Source organism: Bradyrhizobium sp. BTAi1 (assembly GCF_000015165.1).
Classification (GTDB): Bacteria; Pseudomonadota; Alphaproteobacteria; order Rhizobiales; family Xanthobacteraceae; genus Bradyrhizobium; species Bradyrhizobium denitrificans.
In genome coordinates this window covers 2,807,189-2,829,914 of the sequence record NC_009485.1, presented here as the reverse complement: position 1 = coordinate 2,829,914, position 22,726 = coordinate 2,807,189, and the positions used below count along the sequence as shown (strand labels likewise).

General features: G+C 66.8%; 21 protein-coding genes. 7 read left to right on the top strand and 14 right to left on the bottom strand.

Annotation, left to right across the window (positions count from 1 at the left end; translation table 11 throughout):
* Positions 1–76: 76 nt before the first annotated feature.
* Both BBTA_RS12730 and BBTA_RS12725 read left to right on the top strand, forming a co-directional pair.
* A complete protein-coding gene (locus BBTA_RS12730) occupies positions 77–787 on the top strand; it encodes a PadR family transcriptional regulator (RefSeq protein WP_012042897.1) in 711 nt (236 codons plus the stop codon).
* Between the two features lie 33 nt (positions 788–820).
* Positions 821–1,147 (top strand): DUF3861 domain-containing protein, encoded by a 327-nt coding sequence (locus BBTA_RS12725; RefSeq protein WP_012042896.1) that lies wholly within the window; start codon positions 821–823, stop codon positions 1,145–1,147.
* 255 nt (positions 1,148–1,402) lie between these two features.
* Here the strand turns inward: BBTA_RS12725 and BBTA_RS12720 are convergent, their stop codons facing one another.
* Positions 1,403–2,239: a class III extradiol dioxygenase family protein gene (locus BBTA_RS12720; RefSeq protein ID WP_012042895.1), complete on the bottom strand. Its 837-nt coding sequence runs from the start codon at positions 2,237–2,239 to the stop codon at positions 1,403–1,405.
* A gap of 5 nt (positions 2,240–2,244) precedes the next feature.
* The gene (locus tag BBTA_RS12715) at positions 2,245–2,598 is read right to left on the bottom strand and encodes a protocatechuate 4,5-dioxygenase subunit alpha (RefSeq protein ID WP_012042894.1); all 354 of its coding nucleotides are present in this window, start codon (positions 2,596–2,598) and stop codon (positions 2,245–2,247) included.
* Positions 2,599–2,719: 121 nt separating this feature from the next.
* On the opposite strand from BBTA_RS12715, the gene BBTA_RS12710 reads away from it, so the two are divergent.
* The gene (locus BBTA_RS12710) at positions 2,720–3,652 is read left to right on the top strand and encodes a LysR family transcriptional regulator (RefSeq protein ID WP_012042893.1); all 933 of its coding nucleotides are present in this window, start codon (positions 2,720–2,722) and stop codon (positions 3,650–3,652) included.
* Between the two features lie 25 nt (positions 3,653–3,677).
* On the opposite strand, the gene BBTA_RS12705 is transcribed toward BBTA_RS12710, so the two are convergent.
* From BBTA_RS12705 to BBTA_RS12690, 4 genes are all read right to left on the bottom strand, one after another.
* On the bottom strand, positions 3,678–4,064 hold the full coding sequence (locus tag BBTA_RS12705) for a VOC family protein (RefSeq protein WP_012042892.1): 387 nt from the start codon (positions 4,062–4,064) through the stop codon (positions 3,678–3,680).
* A 145-nt stretch (positions 4,065–4,209) separates the two neighbouring features.
* A complete protein-coding gene (locus BBTA_RS12700) occupies positions 4,210–6,255 on the bottom strand; it encodes an alkaline phosphatase family protein (protein ID WP_244424414.1) in 2,046 nt (681 codons plus the stop codon).
* Between the two features lie 307 nt (positions 6,256–6,562).
* Complete coding sequence (locus BBTA_RS12695) at positions 6,563–7,846, bottom strand: NAD(P)/FAD-dependent oxidoreductase (protein ID WP_012042890.1); 1,284 nt, start codon at positions 7,844–7,846, stop codon at positions 6,563–6,565.
* Positions 7,839–8,558 carry a RibD family protein gene (locus BBTA_RS12690; RefSeq protein ID WP_012042889.1) on the bottom strand — a complete coding sequence of 240 codons (720 nt, stop codon included), beginning with the start codon at positions 8,556–8,558 and terminating at the stop codon, positions 7,839–7,841. The genes BBTA_RS12695 and BBTA_RS12690 overlap by 8 nt, the downstream gene beginning before the upstream one ends.
* Positions 8,559–8,731: 173 nt before the next feature.
* Between BBTA_RS12690 and BBTA_RS12685 the strand changes: the two genes are divergently transcribed.
* Positions 8,732–10,264 carry an alpha/beta hydrolase gene (locus tag BBTA_RS12685; RefSeq protein WP_012042888.1) on the top strand — a complete coding sequence of 511 codons (1,533 nt, stop codon included), beginning with the start codon at positions 8,732–8,734 and terminating at the stop codon, positions 10,262–10,264.
* Positions 10,265–10,300: 36 nt separating this feature from the next.
* Here the strand turns inward: BBTA_RS12685 and BBTA_RS12680 are convergent, their stop codons facing one another.
* Entirely contained in the window at positions 10,301–11,206 is a 906-nt protein-coding gene (locus BBTA_RS12680; protein ID WP_012042887.1) for a PaaI family thioesterase, read from the bottom strand.
* A gap of 286 nt (positions 11,207–11,492) precedes the next feature.
* On the opposite strand from BBTA_RS12680, the gene BBTA_RS12675 reads away from it, so the two are divergent.
* Positions 11,493–12,170: a hypothetical protein gene (locus BBTA_RS12675; RefSeq protein WP_041750600.1), complete on the top strand. Its 678-nt coding sequence runs from the start codon at positions 11,493–11,495 to the stop codon at positions 12,168–12,170.
* 171 nt (positions 12,171–12,341) lie between these two features.
* Here BBTA_RS12675 and BBTA_RS12670 read toward each other — a convergent pair whose 3' ends face one another.
* Positions 12,342–13,889: a L,D-transpeptidase gene (locus tag BBTA_RS12670; RefSeq protein ID WP_041750599.1), complete on the bottom strand. Its 1,548-nt coding sequence runs from the start codon at positions 13,887–13,889 to the stop codon at positions 12,342–12,344.
* Positions 13,890–14,731: 842 nt separating this feature from the next.
* On the opposite strand from BBTA_RS12670, the gene fabA reads away from it, so the two are divergent.
* Together fabA and BBTA_RS12660 are read left to right on the top strand one after the other, a co-directional pair.
* Positions 14,732–15,262, top strand: a complete 531-nt coding sequence (fabA, locus tag BBTA_RS12665) for a bifunctional 3-hydroxydecanoyl-ACP dehydratase/trans-2-decenoyl-ACP isomerase (protein WP_012042883.1) — start codon at positions 14,732–14,734, stop codon at positions 15,260–15,262.
* Positions 15,263–15,285: 23 nt separating this feature from the next.
* On the top strand, positions 15,286–16,053 hold the full coding sequence (locus BBTA_RS12660; RefSeq protein WP_041750598.1) for an alpha/beta fold hydrolase: 768 nt from the start codon (positions 15,286–15,288) through the stop codon (positions 16,051–16,053).
* Here BBTA_RS12660 and BBTA_RS12655 read toward each other — a convergent pair.
* From BBTA_RS12655 to xylB, 6 genes are all read right to left on the bottom strand, one after another.
* On the bottom strand, positions 16,007–16,879 hold the full coding sequence (locus tag BBTA_RS12655) for a helix-turn-helix domain-containing GNAT family N-acetyltransferase (RefSeq protein ID WP_012042881.1): 873 nt from the start codon (positions 16,877–16,879) through the stop codon (positions 16,007–16,009). The genes BBTA_RS12660 and BBTA_RS12655 overlap by 47 nt on opposite strands.
* 141 nt (positions 16,880–17,020) lie before the next feature.
* The gene (locus BBTA_RS12650) at positions 17,021–17,956 is read right to left on the bottom strand and encodes a sugar-binding protein (protein WP_012042880.1); all 936 of its coding nucleotides are present in this window, start codon (positions 17,954–17,956) and stop codon (positions 17,021–17,023) included.
* Between the two features lie 87 nt (positions 17,957–18,043).
* The gene (locus tag BBTA_RS12645; RefSeq protein ID WP_012042879.1) at positions 18,044–19,141 is read right to left on the bottom strand and encodes an ABC transporter permease; all 1,098 of its coding nucleotides are present in this window, start codon (positions 19,139–19,141) and stop codon (positions 18,044–18,046) included.
* Entirely contained in the window at positions 19,141–19,926 is a 786-nt protein-coding gene (locus BBTA_RS12640) for an ATP-binding cassette domain-containing protein (protein ID WP_012042878.1), read from the bottom strand. The genes BBTA_RS12645 and BBTA_RS12640 overlap by 1 nt, the downstream gene beginning before the upstream one ends.
* 16 nt (positions 19,927–19,942) lie before the next feature.
* Entirely contained in the window at positions 19,943–21,265 is a 1,323-nt protein-coding gene (xylA, locus tag BBTA_RS12635) for a xylose isomerase (protein ID WP_012042877.1), read from the bottom strand.
* Complete coding sequence (gene xylB / locus BBTA_RS12630; RefSeq protein WP_012042876.1) at positions 21,262–22,719, bottom strand: xylulokinase; 1,458 nt, start codon at positions 22,717–22,719, stop codon at positions 21,262–21,264. The genes xylA and xylB overlap by 4 nt, the downstream gene beginning before the upstream one ends.
* Positions 22,720–22,726 lie beyond the last annotated feature (7 nt).

Below are 22,726 nucleotides of genomic sequence, written 5' to 3'. Positions count from 1 at the left end.
TAAACTCGACACCGGCGCATTGACAAACGATACGACATAACGATATATCGTTCGTACGAAACGGAGATCATATCGTATGAGACATCATTGGACATTCGGCCGCCCGGGTTTTGACGACGACCGCGAGGTCCGCGGCTGGGGCCATCGCGGCCACCACCCAGGCCATCGCCACGGCCAGCATCGTTCTGACGAAAGCTGCGAGGAGGTTCGGCTTGGAGAACGCGGCCCAGGCTTCGGCCGGCACCGCGGACATGGGCTGTTCGAGCGCGACGGCCGCCGCGGCGGTCGCGACGAGTTCGGGCGGGGCGGCGGCGGTCGCTTCTTCGGGCCCGGCGACCTGCGCAGCCTGCTGCTGTGGCTGATCGGCGAGAAGCCGCGCCATGGCTATGAGCTGATCAAGGCCGTCGAGCAGTTGGTCGGCGGCGCCTACTCGCCGAGCCCGGGGTCGGTCTATCCGATCCTCAGCCTGCTCGAGGACATGGGCCAGATCGAAGCGGCAGCGTCGGAGGGCGGCAAGAAGCTGTTCGCGATCACCGACGCCGGACGCCAAGCATTGAAGGACGACGCCGCCGCGATCGAGGGCCTGCTCAGCCGGATGCGGATCATGGCGCGCACGATGGGCGGCATGCGCCCGCCCGAGCCGGTGCTGCAGGCGGTGCAGACGCTGAAGATGGCGCTCAAGATGCACCGTCCCGGCTGGAGCGATGCGGAAGCCAACCGCGTCAGCGACATTCTCACCCGCGCCATCGCCGAGATCCAGGGCGATGACGAGGGCACCGCAACCTGATCAGTCCCCCCCTCTTGCACAAGGAGGCAACCGATGCCCCACGCCTACGCCATCGAAGTGACCGACATCACCCCAAGCGCCGACGGCAGCGCCGGCCGCAGCTACGACTTCACCTTCACCAACCATGACGATCTCAACGAGATCGTCGCGCGCGTCCAGCGCCGCGGCTTGTTCGACCAGAACGAGAGCAAGGCGTTCGTCACCGGGCTGAAGCTGCTCGGCGGCGTGATGCTGAACCATCGCGGCGAACCGCTGTTCGCCGAGTTCGGCCCGGCGTTCAAGGCGTTCATGACAAAGTTGAAATCGGGCGCCAAGACCCAGGAGACCCAGGAGGCCCCGGCGCAGCAGGCGCAAGCGTAGCTCGCGGCGAACCGCCGCGGTCAATCGCTGTGTCCTGAGCGGCCACTGGCCGCAACGTTCCCGACTGTATCGCGGCATGGTTCGCGTCGGTCGCCGGAATGACCGCGGAGATGAGGCGCGTCCGCGCAGCACGTTCCGCTGTCGTCCCGCACCAGCTTTGCCGTCGCATCGCGGCGGCAAAGCGGCGATCCGGGAGCGGTGCTGCGCCATGAAAGTCGGCGGCACAGCTCCCGATCATCGCCGTCCAGGACGAGGCTACACCGGCTCCAGCACCATCAGCCCGGTGGCCGTATTGGAGATCGGAATGTGGTAGTTGGAATGCTCCTTGCGCACCTTCTCCGGCAGGGCGCCGCGCGCGACCATCCAGTTCAGGAGTTCGACGCCCTGCGTGCCTGACAGCTCCACGAGCTCAGTGGTCGAGTACTTCGTCGCCCAGGCGGGATCGTCGACCATGCTGGCCATGAACGTCTCGTCGAAATCCTTGTTGATGAAGCCGGCGCGCTCGCCGTCCAGCTGGTGCGACAGGCCGCCGGTGCCCATGACGACCACCCGCTCGTCCTTCGGCCAGGATTCGATGGCGCGCGCCAGCGCCTGACCGAGCTTGTAGCAGCGCGCGGCCGAGGGCAGCGGCGCCTGCACTGTGTTGACGACGACCGGCACCACGCGCACTGGCCATTTCTGGTCCGGCCAGCACAACGCCATCGGCAGAGTGAAAGCGTGATCGACCACCATCTCCTGGCAGGTGGTGAGATCGAAATCCTCCTTCACCAGATGCTCGATCAGGTGCCAGGATAATTCGCTGTCGCCCTTGAACGGCGCGGTCTGCGGAATGCCCCAGCCTTCGTCGGCATTGCTGTAGCTGTCGCAGGCGCCGACCGCGAAGGTCGGCATCTTGTCGAGGAAGAAATTGAGCCCGTGGTCGTTATAGACCAGCACCACGACATCCGGCTTCACCTTGGCGAGCCACTCGCGCACATGCGGGAAGCCATCGAAGAACGGCTTCCAATAGGGATCCTGCTGCAGCCCCTTGGCGATCGCGCCGCCGATGGCCGGAACGTGGGAGGTGGTGATTGCGCCGACGATCTTTGCCATGATGATTACCCCCTGGCCGCCAGAAGCTTGGCCTTGAACTGATCCTTGGTGAGTCCGGTCTGCTGCGCGCCGATATCCTGCATGTCCAGGCCGAAAATGCCGGCGAACTTGGCGAGGTAATAGGCGTTGCCGCCGGCTTCGATCAGCTCCAGCACGTTGCGGTGCTTGATCGCCGCGCGCTGCTGCGCGTTGAGGCCGAACTTGGTGCAATAGGCGTCTTCGTCGGCGACGAAGGCCTTGCGGTTGGCCGCGTCATTGAACGAGTAGCACATCTTGTTGAGCGCGTAGCCTTTGCGGGCCTGCTCGCCGTCGAAGATGGTGGTGCCGGGCACGGGCTGCCGGGCTGACGTGGCGGACATCTTGACCTCCCCTGTGATGTTTCGGCCGCCCGCGCTTGATCTGGATCAAAGGCGGCCGGCGTCGTGCCGCCAGTATCGCGCTTCGACAGCATCAATAAAGGCCGCGCGCCCGATCCGATCCATGAGCCAATTCGATCATTTGGACCTCGACGGCCACCTGCTGCAGCTGCTGCTCGCCGTCATCGAGGAGGGCTCGGTGACGCGCGCCGCGCAGCGGCTCGGCGTGACGCAATCGGCGGTCAGCCACCTGCTCGACAAGCTGCGCGCGATCACCGGCGATCCGCTATTCGTCAAATCCGGCCGTGGTATCGTGCCGACCGCTCATGCGCAATTGCTGGCGCTGCGGGCGCGCGCTTTGCTCGACGATCTCCGCAGCTTCTCGCATGCCGCAGCGTTCGATCCGGCGCAGGTCTCGGCGCAGGTGACGATCGCCGCCAACGACCTGCAGCGCGACCTGCTGCTGCCGTCCCTGCTCCGCTACGCCCGCGCCCAGGCGCCCGGCTTGAGCCTTCGCGTCATCCCCTCCGGCGCCCCCACGCCCGACATGCTGCGCGAGGAACATTGTCAGCTGATCATCACCCCCCGCCCACCCGAGGGCAGCGACATCCTGCAGAAGCGGCTGTTCGAGGACAGCTACCGCGTGTTCTACGATTCCAGCCAGCGCGAGCCGCCGCAATCTCTCGAGGACTATCTGGCGAGCGACCATGTCACGGTGCTGTATGAGCCGCGGCGCCGACTCGACATTGACGAGGTGTTTGCCGAGCGCGGCATTGTCCGGCGCTTCGTCGCACAAGTGCCGGGCTTCGGCGGCGTCGGCCCGTTCCTGCGCGGCAGCCGCATGATCGCGACGCTGCCGAGCCTGCTGCGCGCCTATATGCTCCGCGGTCTCGCGGTGGCACCGGTGCCGGTCCCCTGCCCGGCAATGCCGATGTACATGGTCTGGCATCTGCGCCACCACGACGATCCGATGCACCGCTGGCTGCGTCAGCAGCTCGAGATCGTGGTCGCGCCGAGCCTCGCCGCGGCCGCCGAGCACATGCCGGTCACGGTGTGACCGACGGCCGCGCGAGCCGTCGGTCTCACGCCGGCATGTGACAGACCGCCTCGACATTGTTGCCGTCGGGATCGCGCACGAACGCGCCGTAATAATGCGCGTGATAATGCGGCCGCAGCCCCGGCGCGCCATTGTCACGGCCGCCTGCTGCGATGGCCGCGCGGTAGAAGGCGTCGACCGTGGCGCGATCCTTGGCGTGGAAGGCAATATGCGTCGCCGTTGCGGCCGTGCCGCCAGTGCCGATCCAGAAATCCGGGCGGCCATCGCCGAATCCGGCATGATCGCCGTGCCCGCCGGTCTGCGCGTCGGAGATCTCCATCATCAGCACATAACCGAGCGGGGCCAGCGCGGCCGCATAGAAGGCCTTGCTGCGGGCAAAGTCCGAGACGGGAAAGCCGACGTGATCGAGCATGACGATCCTCCTGTCGTGATCAGGTGATGACCGGTCGACGATAGGACGGCTTCAACGCGGTCGCAACGCCGTGCCCCGGGCGGCGCCGGCGCAGGACCGTGGCCGGTGCGGGGCCCATGCGCCCCGCACCGACGCTGCGCACCATTCAGCGCAGAATGTGGTGCAGGACCTCGCCATCGACCTGCTGCGGCTTGACACCCAGGATCCTCATGATGGTCGGCGCCACGTCGATGTTGCGCATGCGCCGGATGGTCGCGCCCTCGCGGATGTCGGGCCCGGCCGCGATGAACGTCGCACTCATCTCCGACAGCAGAGGATCGTGGCCGTGGGCGCCATAGAAGTTCGGCATCGACAGCACGGTCGTGGTCGCGTTGAACGCGGCGTCACCGAGGCGGGCCACGCCGGGGCTCTGGATGCCGTCGAAATTGTAGCCCGGAGCCATCAGCGCAAAGACGTCACCGAAATCCTGGCCGATGGCCTTGCTGGTGCACAGCCCCGTGCCAGCGTCGCATTGCAGCGGCCGGCTCTCGACCACCGTGAACAGACGTCCGTCCTTGAGCGACGTGTTGAACTTCGGATTGGGATCGACCGCGTTCTTGACGGCATTGGCGACCTGCGTCACCAGCGCGTTGTAGCTCGCCGGATCGACGGTGCCGCCCGCCTCGCGATTCTGCAGGTTGACATAAATGTTGACGGCAGGCCCCGAGGTGCGGATCGCGAGCTTCGACGTATCGATGCCGGCATTGCGGAGGATGTTGAGCATGCTCACCGATGTGTGGAACGGGGCGAAGCCGTGATCGGACACCACGATGACGTTGCTATCGCGGCCGGCCGTGTCGGCAATGCGCTTCACCGCGTTGTCGGCCGCTTGATACGCCGCACGAATATAGGACGCGTAGCGCGCGACCTTGGCTGCATCCTGGTTGGCACCGATCGAGTGCGGGTCCTTCGGGTTGGTGCCCTGGCGACGATCGGTCAGCAGGAACTGGTGCTCGGAGCCGTCCGGCTGCTCGATATAGATCATGACGAGGTCAGCATCGCGGTGCTTGCGGATCGCGCGCTCGCCGATCGCCGCCTGATAGCGCACGAAGGTCTTCACCATATCCTCGAACATTGCCTCGATCTCGACATCGGGGAAGCTGGTGAAGCCGGGGCTCAGCCGCTCGGGAATGCGGAAATCGGCCTGCGGACGCCAGAAACCGATATTAGTGTTGATATCTTCGACATCGGCCAGAACTGGAGCATTGCGCGGGATGTAGTTGGCGCCGTAACGGGCGAACCGCACCACCGACAGATCCGGAGCCAGCGCCGAGACGAAATAGGCCGTGCCGACCTTGGCGCCGCTGCCTTCGAAGAAGAACGGCGCATTCTCGCCGCCCAGCCTGGCGAAGGCCGGTCCCGTGGAAGGAGCCTGGAACGGACCCGCGGCGATGCCGCGCGTCACATCGAAGAACACCAATGTGTCGTAGTTCACCTTGCCGTCATTGGTGGTGTCGATCGCGGCAACACGGATCGCATATTTAAGGTCGAGCGTCGCTGCCGCCGTACAAGTCGCGGGCGCGGCCGACGCGCAGGAGAAGGTCTCGATCGGCTGAGCGGTGACCAGCACAGGGCTGTAGGAGGAATGTCCAGCCGACTGCAATGCTGCGACAACCGCCGGATCCGACACGAAATCGCTGCGCGACAGCGAGAAGCCCTGGGCCGAGAGACCGCCGAACGCGCCGAACGGCACCGTGTAGTCGGTGACGCGGGTCGGCTCGGCCTGCTGCACCACCGTGCTGTTGATGGAGATGTCGGCGCCGTCGCCGCCCGGCCAGGTCGCGGTGACCACCTTCTTGCCGTGCTGACGCAATTGCACCCACAGCGGCTGCGCGGTCGGCTGCGGGCTCGGCCCGAGCGGGCTCAGGCGGTAGCCGCCGATCGGCGCGGCGAAGCCGCTGATGCTGGACGTGATCGGAGCCGCAATCGCCTGGAACGTATTCGAGGGAATGTCGTTGTGGACCGCCGTGGATCCCGTCGCGATCTCGATATGCGACACCGCCGTCAGCGAGGGTGACGCCGTGATGTTCTGCTTGGCCACGGCCCCGCGGCGGCTCAGCCGCGCCAGCCCGCCGTCGCGCGGCAGAACGCCCTCCGCGATGAACTTCTCGATGAAGTCGGGCTTCGCGCCGTCGAGCGAGATCAGCACCACACGTGGCGATCTCCGGCCCTGCCGGTCGTGATCACGGTCATCGTCACGGTCGCGATCGCCGTCATGATCATGGAATGCGCGATCACCATGTGCGTCATGATCTGCCGTCCACGCTGGCGTCGAAATCGCCGCAAGCAAAGCCGCGAGCGCAGCGCCCGACAGCGCTCGGAGACAACTCTTCGAATGCATGTGATGGCCCCCCAGGTCGCGCAACCTTCGCGCGCTCATTCTTAACGGGGGTACCGCTTATCGGTCCTGGCTGACGCGCATGTGACGTCCGCACGACACATGTGACGGTCGCGCGACATTATGTATCTATCTTCAGGATCGTTCGCGCCGTCTGTCGCCCGCTCGCCAGAGCCGCTTCGACGGTGCCCATATCGCGCCCGCGATAGAGCGCCTCACCGGAGATCAGCACCGGCCCGCCATCCCAACGTGTCAGCACGTCCTGTGCGGTCCGCGTGGCGAGCGTCGCATAGGAATAGGCGCCGCGCGCAAACGGGTCCTTTGCCCAATCGGTCACATGCGCCGCCGTGAGATCCCGCCTGAGAAGGTTCACGGGCTTCGCGAAGATATCGGCAAGTGCTGCAAGTCCGACCTCGATCAGCGCATGCTCGTCGAGCGCCGCGAACGCATGCGTCGGCGGCCCAGCCAGCCAGCCGGTCAGCACGTCACGATCGCTCGGGTGCTGCGTCCACCACACCGGCACCGCGGCATCGGACAACAGGAATAGCATGTCCGACAGATCGCGCGCCGGAATCGCCATCCACCAGCGCCGCTCGAAGCGCAGCAGCAGCTTGATCACGTTGCCAAACCCGATGTCGGCGGCAGCCGCCACCTGCCCGTGCATCGCCGCCGGCAGCGCGATGGTCCGCAGCAGCGGCAGCGGCACGGTCAGAATGACCGCATCGCCGCGAAACGTGCGTCCGTCGGCGCAATGCACGATCGCAACGCCCTCTGCACTCTCGACCGCCGCCACGACGGATTCGAACGCGAACGTGACGCCACGCCCGCGGCACGTGGCTTCGAGATCATCGACCAGCGCCCCGTAACCGCCGACGACGCGGGCCTGGCCGCCACGGTGGCCGCCCATCCACTCGTCGCGCAATGCGAACACGCTGGCGCGATCGGGGTCGGCGGCGTCGTAGCCTTGCACCATGCCGAGCACGGATTTGCGCAGGCTGGCAAACTGCGCGCCGGCGAAATGGCGCTCAAGCAGCGCGGTCACGGTGAGATCGTGATCGAGCCTGGCGAGCACCTCGTGCAGCCTCGTCATCTCCCGGTCGGACGGATCGTCGGAGGAGAAGGTCCCGTTCTCGACATGCCAGCGCGCGCCGTCGACGGGCTGCGCTGTCAGCCCGGCCTCGGCCAGCAGCTGATAGGTCACCGGCGCCTCGCCATGGATGAATTCAGCGCCGGCATCCGCTCTGTAGCCGAAGGAGCTTTCGGCGAGCGGATGGATACGGCCGCCGCAACGATCGCGGGCTTCGAGGACGGTTACTTTCCGGCCGGCGGAGACGAGCTCGCGCGCCGCGATCAGGCCCGCAGCGCCGGCCCCGACGACGATGATATGATCTCTTCTCTCAGCCATGGCTGGCCTGAGCCGGCGCGGACGGGCCGTTGGTGATCTTGTAGCGCAGCCACAGCGCGCCGCCCGCAAGGGCCGTGCTGCTCTCCAACGTCATGGACGTGATCGGCGCGCGCTGATCCGACTCGCTCTCGGGCGAGTCGAACACGCTGGGCGCGCCCTTGGCGCCGTCGATGGCCGGACACAGAACGAGGTTGAACTCGTCGACGAGCCCGGCGCGCAGGAACGCGCCATTGGCGCCACCGCCGCCTTCGAGCAGCAACCGCTTCACACCGAGCTCGCGCGCGAGAACGTCGAGCACCACCGCAAGGTCGAGCTGCGACCGGCCGGCGAAGATGTACGACACGCCCTCGCTGCGTAGGCCCGCAAGATGCGCATCCGACACCGCCTCGGTGAGCACGACCACGATCGGATCACCGCCGATGTCGGCGCGTCCCCAGCAGATCTTGCCTTGCGCATCGAGCACGACGCCATAGGCCCGGGCGTCGCGCCGGACGATCCAATTCTCGCGCGGAAAGCGCTCCGACGTCATTGCCGGATAGGCAGCGCCCTTGGCGAATTCCTGGCCGGTGACGCGGCCGATCAGCCAGGCATCGCCGCCGAGTTGCTCATGGACCTGCTCGAACAGATCACCCGAGCCCTTTGGTCGCCAGCGGCTCGGCAAAGTCCGGCCATCGACGCTCGAGGCCATCAGGCAGATGACGTCCGGTTTCATGCATCCTCCTGTCGTCGCGGATGGGAGCCACCGAATATCGCTCCCGCGGCGTTGTCAACGAAGCGGGTCGGGTTTCGTTCGAATGCGCTGCGGCGACCTGGAACGCTGGCGTCCGCCAGGCGCTGTCACGCCGCATAACCCTGCGCTAGACTTGATGGAAGACGGAGCAAGTCATGGCACGCGGGATCGCGCCGAAACGGCGAAATGGCATAGGTATGCGCGGTGCAGCCTTGCTGATCGCGGCGCTCGCCGGCCTCGCGCTCTGTCTCGCCGGGATCTGGCAGCTCGAAGCTGCACGCGCCGGTCTGACGATCACCCGGCTGCAGGCCGGGACGACGCCCCTCACCGTGTATCGGCGCGACGGCGCCGCGGCCTCGCCGGTGGTGGTCATCGCCCACGGCTTCGCCGGCTCACGCCAATTCATGGAGGCCTATGCGCTGACTTTGGCGCATGCAGGTTATGTTGCCGTCGCATTCGATTTCGAGGGCCACGGCCGCAATCCCACGCCGATGTCCGGTGACGTCACGCGCGTCGACGGCACGACCAGCAAGCTGATGAGCGAGATCGGCCGCGTCACCGACGTCGCCTTGTCGTTGCCAGGTGCCGATGGCCGGGTGGCGCTGCTCGGCCATTCGATGGCCTCCGACATCATCGTGCGCCAGGCCAGCGCCGATCCCCGGATCGGCGCGACGGTCGCGATCTCGATGTTTTCCGAAGCCGTCACGGCGAGCGCGCCGCGCAATTTACTGATCATCGCCGGCGAATGGGAGGCTTCGCTGCGCCAGGACGGCCTGCGCAATCTCAAGCTCGCCGATCCCGACGCGCAGGAGGGCGACACGGTCGGCGATCCCGCGGGTGCAGGCGGGCGCCGGGCCGTCGTGGCGCCGGGCGTCGAGCATGTCAGCGTGCTCTATTCCTCGGCCGCTCTTCACGAGGCGCGCGACTGGCTCGACCGGGTGTTCGGCCGCACCAGCAGCGGTCCGGTGACCGCGACCGGCGGCTCGATCGCGCTGCTGCTCACCGGCCTCGTGCTGCTGGCCTGGCCCTTGGCCGCGCTGCTGCCGAAGGGCGATGCGGCTCCGCTTGTGGTTCCGCTGCGCAGCCTCGCCATCGCCACCCTGGTGCCCGCGGTCGTGACGCCGATCGCGCTGAGATTTGTCGACACCCGGTTTTTGCCGGTGCTGGTCGCGGACTATCTGGCCGCGCATCTGCTCGTCTATGGCGCGCTGTCGCTGGCGCTGCTTCGGCTGCAAGGCGTTCGGTTCGGCCGCATCGCCTGGCTCGGGGCGCTGACGCTGGCTGCCTATGGCATCGTCGGATTCGGCACCGCGCTCGACCGCTATGTCGCCTCCTTCATGCCGATCGCGGCCCGCCTGCCGATCATCGCGGCGATCGCGGTGGGCGCCGTGCCCTATATGCTGGCCGACAGTATCGCCAATCAGGGCGGCCACGCCGCGCTGTGGCGCACGCTCTGGATCCGCGCCGCATTCCTCGCCTCGCTCGGCGGCGCGGTGGCGCTCGATGTCCGGCGGCTGTTCTTCCTGCTGATCATCATCCCCGTGATCGTGCTGTTCTTCATCGTGTTCGGGGTGATCGGCGGCTGCGTCGGCCGCAGGACAGGGTCGCCCTTGGCCGAAGGCATCGGCCTCGGCCTGATCCTGGCATGGGCGCTCGGGGTGACGTTCCCGATGTTCGTGGCGGGTTGAGCGGCGATCCGATCGCTGATGCAGGACCCTGCTCCGTCAGTCCTGCTCCTGCCGCAGCATGAAATGGCCGAAGGCGGTGGCGATCGGCTTGGTTGCGTCGTCCTGCCAGGCGCGGGCCTCGAAGGCGACGACGCGGCGGCCCTGCTTGACGATCGAGGCGGAGGCCATGCTGTCGAGCGCGCGGCCCGACCTGAGATAGTTGATGGTCAGACCGATCGGCTTCGGCGGCGCGGACACACCGAGCTCGCGCATGACCGTGATGATCGCCGTGGTTTCCAGGAATGCGCCGGTCATGCCGCCATGGATTGCGGGCAGCACCGGATTGCCGATAATCCGCTGCGAGAACGGCATCACCAGCGTGTCGCCCTCCCCGGCGCGGATCCCGAGACAGCGCGCGAACGGGCTGGACGCAAACAGTCCGCCGCCATCCTCGGGAGCTTCGAGCGGCGCCGGTTCACCGGCGAAGACCGGCCGGTCGACGAGCATGTTGGTGCGGTTGGCGTCGACCATGAAGCAGGCGGTCGCGGTCGCGACAGGCTCGCTCTCCTGCTCCTGATAGGCCGTCGCACGCACGAAGGCGATCGAGCGCGTGACGCGGAAGCACACCGCATGCGCCTTGATGTCGAGGCCGGGCGTCGCCGGCTTCTGATAGTCGATGCGCAGATCGAGGGTCGCAATAGCCCGCGTGCCGTCGAGCGCAAGCTGCACCGCCATGCCACAGCTTTCATCGAGCATCGCGGTGACGACGCCGCCATGGATCACGCCGGTGTCGCTGTCGCCGACGAACACCGGCCGATAGGGCAACGTCGACCAGACCTCACCGGGGGCGTAGCGATCCATCCTGAGCCCGCTGAGATGGCCGTAGACCGAGCGACGATGCCTGATTGCCTCGGCGAGTGCGTCGAAGGAGGGTGGTGCGGTGGGCGGCTGCGTGTTGGTCATGGCGCGAGTTTAGAGCATGATCCGCCGACAGGGCGAAGTGTTTTCCGATACCGACGGACGACGAGCGTCCATCGCGTAGCGGGCGCGGCAGTCAGCTCGGCCGCACCGCAGAAGGTTGCGCTGATATTCGTCGTGTCATTGACCGTCCCTGACAGGATCTTGTGATGCTGATTGCCGCGCCCCGGTAATCTACGTAGATGAAAAGTTTCACAGGCCGCGCGGACTTAGAACATTGGCAACCTTGCTATGAGCATAATGGTCTCAATCAAATCCCGGAGACCTGCCCATGCGCAAGCCCATCAAGACATCGGACGTTCCGCCGAGCCGCGGCGCTGCCTCTCTACGAATCGTCATGAGCCTGGCCCTCGCCACCAGCGCCGGTGCGATATGGTGGAGCACCGGCGGAGCCAAGAGCTTGTCCTTCGCGATGGACGGATCGCCCTCGCTGGAGACCCGTGTCGCGGCGCTGAGCTCCGAGCTCACCCAGCTGAAAGCCGAGACGGCGCAGTTGCGCGAACGGCAGAACGACACCTCCGGAGAGATCGTCCAGCTGCGCGCGACCCTGACCAGTGCCGAAACGGGCCTTGCGAGCTTGCGCACGGCGGCTGACGTGACCGAGGCGATCCGCCGCGACACGGCCGACAAGATCGAATCCGACATTGCCTTGCTGAAGCGCCAGACCATTCGGCTGCGCACCGCGCAAGAGGACGCGTCGACCGAGCTGAGCGGACTGCGCGCCGCCGCCGCCAACAGCGAAATCGGCATCGAACAGCTCCGCACGAGCACCGGTCAAATTCGTCAGCAGGTCGCGCGCATCGAGACCCTGCGCGAGGTAACCGGCTCGATCGGCCGCGTCCACAAGCATCGCGTCAAGCGGATTGCGCGCGCGCCCGAGACCGAGCCGCAGCCGATGCAGCCGCTTCTCGCCCAGTGGCCGGCCGCGGCACCTGCCAGCCGCAACTGATCCCGACGCACGATCCGCAGACCGGACATCGGTCTTTCGAGACGATCGTGCGTGAACGAGCAGACAAGATCATGATGCGCCGCCCCGCGGCCGCATCATGATCTGTCCCTTTCTGCTATCGAAGAGCAGCGAACCTGTCCGCGTCTTGCGCCGCGGTGAGCACCAGGCGGGTTACCACCAGCCTGGCTGCACCGGCCGGAAATAGGTCGGAGGCGGTCCACGCCGGCGCGGCTGCGTGATAGGCTGGCCGTCCCAGCTGCGCTGGAAGACATTGCCGAAACCGTCGTCATATTCATCGCCGCTCGCAACGACATCGACATTGGTGGTCGGCTTGCGCGTGACGAAGCCGCCCTGCGGCTGATTGCTCAAGACGGCAACGAACTCGGTCCGATAGTTGGTTTCGCTCGACAAAGGCTCGTCAGAGACGATGATCGACGAGCGCGGCACCGCCGTCGGCGCGATTCGGTCCAGGACCTCTTTCGGAATGGTGATCCGGTCGAGCGCGTCCTTGGCGTCGTCGCCATCGTCGATCGTCACCGCCGTCCAGCGCAGGCCCGCATTGCCCTGCGCCACCGCCGTGAAGATGTGCGTGCCGATCGGCCGTTCCGGATCGCGGATCTCCACCGGCGCCTCGATCGAGGTGTCGAACACCTCCCCGCCACCGTCGCGCGCCGGCTTGTGCGTGTTGCGCCTGACATAGACCATCTGCGTGGAGCGGCTGATATAGACCGACACCGGCTCGGTCGCGAGTTGCGCATCGGTCGCCGCCTTGGTGGCGTCGGCCTTCCGCGCGGCGGCGACCTTGGCCGCCTCCTTCGTGCTCGCGACGGCGGCGAGCTTGGCCGCCGCGTCCGCCTTGGCGGCGTCGAGCTGCGTCGCGGCGTCGCTGGCCTGCGTCGCTAGCTTCTGCCTGGCCTCCGCGAGCTGGGCCTTGGCCTCCTCGGTCTTGGCAGCAGCCAGCTTGCGGTCGATCATCTTGAGGTCAGCCTCGGTGCGGGCCTTGGCCTGCTCCAATTTGCGCAGCGACGCCTTCAGCGATTTGGCGTCCCGCTCGGCGGCGGTGGCCGCCGTCTTGGTCTCGTCGGCGCTCCTGGCCGCGTCCTCTGCTTCGCGGCCGAGTGTCGCAGCGCGCGATGGCACGGCGGCGAGCGCCGCGGCCTGCGGCACGAACAAGGCCGGATGGGAGAACTCGACCGGCGCCACGTCGCCCGGCGCGATGATCACCCGCATGCCGATCCAGGTCCGGTCGAACAGCTTCTCCGCGAAGCCATAGGGCATCCGCACACAGCCATGCGAGGCGGCATAACCGGGCAGCGGCCCGCCATGCAGCGCGACACCGTTCCACGTGATGCGCTGCATGTTCGGCATCCAGGCATCGTCATACAGCGTCGAATGGTGGTCCTTGTCCTTCTCGATGATGGCGAACACGCCGGCGGGCGTTTCACGTCCGGTCACGCCGGTCGAGACCGGCGCGCGCCAGATCCAGCCCTCCGCGTCGTAGAACGTCACTTTCTGGGCCTTGATCGACACGATCGCCATGATCGGCTCGCCATGCGCCCGCGGCGCCGTCGCCTCGGTCACCGGCGCAGGCCGCGCCTGCCGCGCGGTCGCGGCCGGAACAGACAGCGCCAGCGCGGCCAGGGTTGCCACAACGCTCAACACCGATCCCGGAACGCGTCTTGCTGCGGTGGTCTGAGCTGCCGAGGATCGTGTCACCATGCTCTGTCCCGATATGCTGCTGTTTCGGCCCGCGCCGTCTTCGATCGGCGCGGCAAGATTTATACGCTCGACCACGTCTTGGGGTGAAGTAAGGCGGAGATCGCTCCGCAGATCCCGCTCCGGCGCATTCCATTGAGGCGCCCGCCAAGCCGGACCGTGGCAGAAGCATGACAGAACGCATCGAAGTCGAAAATGTTCGCGCCCGGTGGAAACATCGAGAGCATGGACGGCCTGCATCATCCGGCGGTTCCGGTCAGCGCGAATCATTGTCGCACTGCTCGCCGGCGAGAGGCTGCATAAGCGTCAACCGCGGTCCCTCGACATGGGTCACCGTGGCGTCGAGGCTTTGGGCATAAGCCGTCATCTCCGCGATCATCTGGCCCGCACGATCCTCGTCCTCGCATCCCATCGTGTCCCGAAGCCTCGTCCATGAGATCGGCACGCGTCGCAATCTGCTCAGTCAGCGGCGCGAGCTCCTCACGACTGCGCATCTGTCGACGCGCGGGCGGCGGAGATCCGTCGCGCGCGGGGGATGGCGCCCGATAGGTTTGTATCTTCAGACCCGCCTTTGGCCGTTCATCCTCGGTCATCCCGGACGGTCCTCCCGCTGCATGGCGAAGATGAAGATGGCGGCGCCAGCACTTTCAGCCGCTCATTTCATATTCATCGCAGCTTTATGAATCCGTTGAGAAGGCTGCGTCCGTGCCCCCCCGAAATCAGCGTCGGCTGCCGCCACCGCGCACTTGAACGGCGAGCACCAGCGTTCCATGTTCCGGGTCACGGGGAGCAAGACGGATGATGGCCCGCTCTTCGACACCACGCTTCTGAACGGAGATAGCGCCGTGCCCCACCCCCACGATTTCCATACGCCGCAGCCGTCCTATTCCAAGGAAGACCTGCTCCGATCCAGCGAAGGCGGCTATTTCGGACCCGGCAACGCCCAACTGCCGGCGCCGCCGATGCTGATGATGGACCGGATCACCGCGCTCAGCCTCGACGGCGGTCGCTACCGCAAGGGTCACGTCGTCGGCGAATTGGACATCACGCCCAAGCTCTGGTTCTTCGACTGTCTGTTTCGCGGCGATCCGGTCATGCCGGGCTGCCTCGGCCTCGATGCGATGTGGCAGATGGTCGGCTATTGGCTCGGCTGGTCGGGCTCCCCCGGCAAGGGCCGCGCCACCGGCGTCGGCGAGGTCCGCTTCCGAGGCGCCATCACGCCCGATGTCAGCTGCGTGCGCTACGAGGTCGACATGCGCCAGGTGAAGCGGGGCCGGCTGGTGCTCGGCATCGCCGATGGCCGCGTGCTGGCGAATGACAGCTGCGTCTATGAGGCCCGCGACATGAAGGTCGCGCTGGTTGGAGCGGCAGGTTGACGCCCCGATCCGTCCGAGGCGACATGAGCAAACAGCTCGTGCTGATCGCGGGTCCGATGGTGCGTGCGTCGAGTTGGCAGCCTACAGCCGCCCATCTGCGTCAGGCCGGCTGGTCGGTCCAGGTGCCGGATCTGCTCGCGTATAGCGTGACGCCCCCCGCCTGGCGCGCCTGGTCTCGGCACTTGCTGGACCACATCACACCAACGAAGGCTCCGATCCTGGTCGGCCATAGTTCGGCGAGCGCGCTGGTCGCCGATCTCGCGATAAAGCTGCCGGCCGGCGGTCTCATCATCGTTGACGGCGACATCCCGCCGGAGCAAGGCCGCGCATCGCCAGTGCGGCCCGCACTGCATGATGTCATCCGCAACCAGGCGGACGCAGATGGAGTGCTTCCGGTTTGGTCACGCTGGTTCTTGCACGATCCCCAGCGCGCCGCGCTGATCGGCCTGGACCGTCTGGCTCAGGACCCTGTTGCTCTCGCCAGGTTCGAGGACGGGCTGCCGGTCATGCATATCGACTGGTTCGACGACTCGATCGAATTGGCGCGCTGGGATCACGTCCCAGCCGGTTTCATCCAGGCCTCGCCGATCTATGATCACGCGACGGCCGAGGCGCTCCGGCGCGGCTGGCCGGTCGCGCGACTCGGCGGAACTCATCTCCACCCCACGCTTTGTCCAGCCGATACCGCGCAAGCCATCCTATTGCTGGTCCATCAGCTCGATGCGGGCTCCGGCCGAACGCAGCTCACAGACGCTTCTCGAAAAACAGGTCTGGATACGGATCGTCGTTGAAGCGCTCGATCTCGGTCCAGCCGGTGCGGCGATAGAGCTGCATCGCCTCGCCGAGCGCGCTGTTGGTGTCGAGCCGCAGCGTCGTGATCGAAAGCTGGCGCGCGGCGGTCTCCGCGGCGTCCATCAGGCGGCGGGCAAGGCCGAGGCCGCGCGCGGCGGGCGCGACCCACAGCCGCTTGATCTCGGCGAGCGGGCCGCCGGCGCCCTTCAGCCCGACGCAGCCGAGCGGCAGCCCGTCCGACAGCGCCACGAAGAACGCGCCCCGCGGCGCTATCATGTCGGTGGCGTCGGGATCGCGCGACAGCGCCACGTCATACCCCCGCGCAAACCGGCGCGACAGCTCGGCGTAATATTCGCCGAGGCAATAACGCGCCGGCTCCGACCGCGGGTCGAGCAGGTCGATGCTGATGCGGCTGCGGCCGAGCGCGGCGGCGACCATGTCCATCGCGGCCAGCAGCGCCTCGGGCTGGCTGTGGCGCGCCAGCATCGACTCCGCTTGCGCATTCGACAGCGTCTCATAGGCCTCGAACTCGCGCCGGCCGGCCGCGGTGAGCTTGGCGATGCGACGGCGCGCATCCTCCGGATGCGGCTTGGTCGTCACCAGCCCCTCCTCCTCCAGGCTGCGCAGCAGCCGACTCATCAGGCCGGAATCGAGCGCGAGATAATCGCGCAGCTCAGCGACGTCGCTGCGGCCATGGCCGATGGCGTTGAGCACGCGCGCCGCGCCGAGCGGCCGTCCGCGGCCCAGGAAGGAGGTGTCGAGCGCGCCGACCTCCGATGTGACGGCGCGGTTGAAGCGGCGGACGCGGGAGATCGGATCGAGCATGATATCTGACCTAAGTCAGATATCAGTTACTGTCAAGCACGCGGCCGCTGGCGCTCACCGCGGCAGCCCCGTCAACAAAAAAGGCGGTCCGGCCGCCGGCCAGGGCCGGATGCCAGACCGCCAGGTTTCCCCGGGAGGAACTTAGTTCAGAAGCTTGGCGACGTTGTCCTTGGTGACGAGGTCGAGGCCGGTATAGATCACCTCCGGCACCTTCTCGCCCTTCTTGATCGCCAGCAGCGTATCCATCGCCTTCTCGCCCATCTCGAACGGGCGCTGGCCGGTGAGTGCGTTGGAATAACCGTCGCGCAGCAGTTCGAGCTGCATCTTGAGCGTATCAGCGACGACCAGCGTCAGCTTGCCGGCGTCGATGTCCTTGCGGTTCTTGTTGACGAACGCCTTGTAGCCCTCGGGCGCGAACATCGGCCAGCCACCGACCGGCACGATCGCGGCGAGGTCGGGCGTCGCGGTGCGCAGATCGGCCATCTGCTGCACGGCGAGCGCTGGATCGTCGTTGCAGAAGGTCGGCGAGCCCGCCACTTCCGTCCACTTCGAGCCCTTCAGCGCCTCACGCACGCCGTCGACGCGCTCGGCAAGATTCTTGGCGCCCGGGCCGCCCGAGACGACGGCGTATTTGCCGCCTTCAGGCTTGAGCTGCAGCAGCTGCTTGCCGAGGGCGAGGCCGAAATCCTTGTTGTTGGTGCCGATATAAGCGAGGCGCTTCGAGCCGGGTGCATCCGCGTCGAACGTGATGACGGGAATGCCCGCCGCGGTCGCCGCGTCGATCGACTTGGACATCGCCGCGACATCGGCGACCGAGATCGCGAGGCCGTCGACCTTCTGGGTGATGAAGTCCTGGATGATCTGCGCCTGCGTGGCCGGCTCGTGCTCGATCGGCCCCTTGTAGATGCACTCGACATTGCCGAGCTCCTTGGCGCGCTTCAGGCAACCGTCGCGCGCGACGTCGAAGAACGGATTGTTCATCGCCTTCGGCACGACGGCGAAACGATACTTGGTCTCGGCCTGCGCCGGGGCCAGCATGATCGCGAGCGACGCGACCGCATACAGCAACTTCTTCATGAGCTTCCCTCCTCCATGTCTATCCCTGCTGATTGTCTGTGCCGGGCGCGGATAGACGTGATCAGTCACATCCCGGACAGTATCTCGTCACATCAGCCGCGCGCGAATGCGGTCGACCAGCACCGCGGCGATGATGATCACGCCGACCAGCGTCTGCTGCCAATAGGAGTTGACCTGCGCCAGCACCAGCCCGTTGCGGATCACTTCGAGCAGCACGCAGCCGACGATCGCACCGAGCGGACCACCGATGCCGCCGGCCAGATTGGCGCCGCCGATCACCGCGGCCGCGATCACGTTGAGCTCGTAGGATGTCGCCATGTTGGCCGGCGCCGAGCCGAGCCAGCCGGAGATGATGATGCCCTGCAGCCCGGCGGCGAGCGCGCCGATCACATAGACCTCAATCTTGACCCGCGTCACCGAGATGCCGGTGAGCTCCGCGGCCTTCTCGTTGCCGCCGATCGCGAACACGTGGCGGCCGAACGCGCTGTGATGCAGCACCACGGCCATCACCAGCGCGAGCATGACCAGATAGATGAACGGCGCCGGCAGGCCCCACAAGTCGCCTTGGGTGAGCGCGTAGAAATACTCGGCGTCCGGACCGCCGGGAAAGCTGCCCCTGCCGTTGGAGATCACGTAGCAGAGGCCGCGCACGATCGACAGCATGCCGAGTGTGGTCACGAATGGCGACAGGCCGAGGATGGCGATGCACATGCCGTTGACGAGGCCGACGAGCACCGACACTACGAGGCCCGCGAGCACCGACACGACCAGGATCAGGCCGGGTACATTGGCGACCACGGTCTTGCCGTCGGCGGCCAGATGCACGAACAGCGACGACAGCGGCGCGCCGGGGGTCGACAGCGTCGTCATCACCATCGAGGTGATCATCGCCGCGAAGCACATCAGTGAGCCGACGGACAGGTCGATGCCGCCGGTGATGATCACGAAGGTGATGCCGAGCGTGGCGATGGCGATGAAGGAAAAGTTCTTGGCGACGTTCTGCAGATTCCCCTCGGTCAGGAAATAGGGACTCGCGAAGCTCATCAGGATGATGAGCGCGATCAGCGCCAGGGTCACATAGGCTGTCTGCGACGCGAACAGGCCGCGATGCCACCATCTGATAGCGCCGACATTGGTGAAAGTGACCTCGCTGCTCGCCACGGGCGTCTCCGACGGGACAGACATCACGCAGTCTCCTTGGCGCCGGTGATCAGGGCGGTGACTTCGTCCGGGCTGGTGTCGCCGACCGGCTTGTCGGCCTTCTTCTCGCCGCGCCGCATCACCACGACGCGATCGCACACCGCAAAGATGTCGGGCATGCGGTGCGAGATCAGGATCACGGCGATCCCCTGCTCCTTCAGCCGGTGGATCAGGCTCAGCACCTGCTCGACCTGGCGCACCGAGATCGCGGCGGTCGGCTCATCCATCATCACGAGCTTGGCGTTGGAGAGCCGGGTGCGCGCGATCGCGACCGCCTGGCGCTGCCCCCCCGACATGTCCTTGACGAGGTCATGCGGCCGCGTCTCGGAGCGCAGCTCGCGGAACAGTTCCAGCGCGCGCGCCTCCATGCCCTTGTGATCGAGCAGCACCAGCGGGCCAAAATTGCGCTTCAGCTCACGGCCGAGGAAGACGTTGGCAGCGGCGGTCAGATTGTTGGCGAGCGCGAGGTCCTGGTAGACGACCTCGATGCCGACGCTGCGCGAATCCATCGGCCGATGGAAATGCACCTCGCGGCCGCAGAAATGGATCGAGCCCTGGCTCGGCGGGAAATTGCCGGCGATGATCCGCACTAGGGTCGATTTGCCGGCGCCATTGTCGCCCATCAGGCCGACCACCTCGCCGGCGCCGATCGAAAGATCCACGCCTTGCAGCGCGCGGATCGCGCCGAATTGCTTCCCGACGCCCTTGAGCTCAAGGACCGGCTGAGCGGCCGGGCTGATCGCCGCTCCGCCCCCTTCATTCACCGACATGCGCAGGCTATTGTCATCAGACATAACGGTTCACCACGCTTTCCAGATATTCCTGCCGGCCCGAACGCGGTTGCGGATCGAGCCCGGACGTGAGGGCACTGTCGGCGAGGTCGGCGAGCGAGCGGCGGCCGGCGAGGATCGCCTGCCCCTCCTCGCCGTCCCAGCCTGCATAGCGCGCCGTGAGCGGCGCGGTCAGCGCGCCAGCCGCGAGCATCTCATCGGCGGCGAGCAGCGCGCGCGCGCATGCATCCATCGAGCCGACATGGGCGTGCAGCAGATCATCCGGGTCGATCGACTGCCGCCGGATCTTGGCGTCGAAATTCAGCCCGCCGGTGGTGAAGCCGCCGCCCTTGAGGAGCTCGTGAAACACCAGCGCCAGCTCCGGCACATTCATCGCAAACTGGTCGGTGTCCCAGCCGAGCAGATCGTCGCCGCGATTGATGTCGAGCGAGCCGAACACGCCGAGCGCCTGCGCCAGCGCGACCTCATGCTGGAACGAATGGCCGGCGAGGATGGCATGGTTCTGCTCGATGTTGAGCTTGACGTCGTTCAGCAGGTCATAGCGCTGCAGGAAGCCGTAGCAGGTGGCGACATCGAAATCATACTGATGCTTGGTCGGCTCCTTCGGCTTCGGCTCGATCAAGAGCGGCCCCTTGAAGCCGATCTTGTGCTTGTGCTCGACGACCAGCGAGACGAAGCGGCCGAGCTGGTCGAGCTCGCGCTTGAGGTCGGTGTTGAGCAAGGTCTCGTAGCCTTCGCGGCCGCCCCACAACACGTAGTTGGCGCCGCCGAGCCGATGCGTCACCTCGAGCGCGGCGCGCACCTGTCCCGCCGCATAGGTGAAGACGTCCGGATCGGGATTGGTCGCGGCGCCCGCCATGTAGCGGCGGTGCGAGAACAGATTGGCCGTGCCCCACAGCAGCCGCACCTTGGCCGCGGCCATCTTCTGCTCGAACAGATCGGCGATCGCGTTGAGGTTGGCGACGGACTCCTTCAGCGTCGCGCCTTCCGGCGCCGCGTCGACGTCGTGGAAGGTGAAGAACGGCACGTCGAGCAGGCGGAACAGTTCGAACGCGACATCGGCTTTCGCGCGCGCCATGGCCATGGCGTCGTCGCCATGCTGCCAGGACCGCAGGAACGTTTCGCCGCCGAACGGATCGCTGCCGGGCCAGCAGAACGAGTGCCAGTAGCAGACGGCAAAGCGCAGATGGTCCTCCATCCGCCTGCCCCTGACGATGCGATCCTTGTCGTACCAGCGGAACGCCAGCGGGCTGCGGGCGTCGGCGCCGCCATAAGCAACGGTCGCACCGGTCTGGAAGAAGGGAGGCTGGACGTTCACGAGGTGCACTCCTTGAGAGCGGGATAGAGCTTGCGCCAATGCGCATAGGCATCGTCATAGGCGGCGCGCTGTGCCGGGCGAGGTTCGAAACTCTGCAGCCGCCGCGGCTTGCGACAGACATCGGCCGGCGCAGCGCCGGTCGCGGCAAGGCGGCCGAGCCGCGCGGCGCCGATTGCGGCGCCGACCTCGCCCTCCTCGACGCGATGCACGCGGACGCCAAGCACATCAGCCATGATCTGCGCCCACACCACGGAGCGCGAGCCGCCGCCGACCAGGTCGAGCTCAGTGATCGGCTGGGCGCTGCGGCCGAGCGCGGCGAGCATGTCGCGTGCGGCGAAGGCGACGCCCTCCAGCACCGCCTGCACGAGATCGCCGCGGCCGGCCGCGCTGCGCAGGCCGACAAAGGCGCCATCGGCATGGGCATCATTATGCGGCGTGCGCTCGCCGTCGAGATAAGGCAGGAACTGCACCGGGCTCGGCCGCTCGACCGTGGCCCCCAGCGGGGCGAGCAACGCAGCCTCGGGCGTCTCGAGGATGCGCGCCAGCCACGCCAGCGACGCCGCCGCCGACAGCATCACGCCCATCTGGTGCCACAGACCGCCGAGCGCGTGACAGAACGCATGCACGGCCGCCTTTGGCGCCGGCGCGAACCGGTCTGTGACGCGGAACAACACGCCCGACGTGCCCAGCGACAGGAACGCATCACCCGGTGTGATGGCGCCGAGGCCGATCGCGCTCGCGGCATTGTCGCCGGCGCCGCCGGCGATGACGACATTGTTTGCCATGCCCCAGCGCTGCGCCAAGTCGGGCGACAACACCGCGCTCGGCGCGTTGCCTTCGACCAGCCGCGGCATGTGGCTGAGATCGAGCCCCGTCGCCGCGAGCAACGCCTCCGACCAGCGCCGCGCCCCGACGTCGAGCCACAGCGTGCCGGCCGCGTCGGACATGTCTTCGACCATCTCTCCGGACAGCCGGTAGCGAACATAGGCCTTCGGCAGCAGCACCTTAGCCACCTCGGCGAAGATCGCCGGTTCGTGCTTGGCGACCCAGGCAAGCTTCGGCGCGGTGAAGCCGGGCATCGCAAGATTGCCGGCGATGGCGTGCAGCTCCGGACAGCGGCGCTCGAGCTCGGCGCATTCGGTTTGCGAGCGGCCGTCATTCCACAGGATCGCCGGCCGCAACGGACGCCCGTCGCGGCCGAGCAGCGTCGCGCCGTGCATCTGGCCGGACAGGCCGATGCCGCTGACGGATGCGGTCTCGCGCGGATGAAGCCGGGCGAGGTCATCGACCGCGCCGACGCTTGCCGCCACCCAATCATCCGGATTCTGCTCGGACCACAGCGGCTTCGGATGCGACAGCGTCAGCGGACGCGACGCCGTCGCGACCAAAGCGCCCGCCTCGTCCTCCAGCACGGCCTTCACGCCGGATGTGCCGACATCCAGTCCGAGAAACACGAGTCTC